This is a genomic window from Halioglobus sp. HI00S01, from assembly GCF_001635445.1.
Classification (GTDB): domain Bacteria; phylum Pseudomonadota; class Gammaproteobacteria; order Pseudomonadales; family Halieaceae; genus Halioglobus; species Halioglobus japonicus.
Window position 1 is genome coordinate 1 of record NZ_LWEE01000049.1, and the last position, 217, is coordinate 217.

Genomic DNA, 217 nt, shown 5'->3' on the forward strand with positions numbered 1-217 from the left:
TATTGTACAGCGGAATCACCATGAGCAAGAAAAGCAATCAGGACATCAGACAACTGCGCGCCATCGGCCACAAACTCAAGCCCGTGGTGACTGTCGCCGGCAATGGCCTGTCTGATGGCGTGGTGATGGAAGTTGAGCGGGCCCTGGACCAACACGAGCTGATCAAGATCAAACTGGCCGTCGGTGGCAAAGACGCCAAAACGGCGGTCGGTGAAGA

At 56.2% G+C, this 217-nt stretch carries 1 protein-coding gene; it reads left to right on the forward strand.

Annotated features, from left to right (window positions below):
- Window positions 1-20: 20 nt before the first annotated feature.
- The coding region (locus tag A3709_RS08215; protein WP_197484124.1) for a YhbY family RNA-binding protein at window positions 21-217 on the forward strand (197 nt) is incomplete at its 3' end.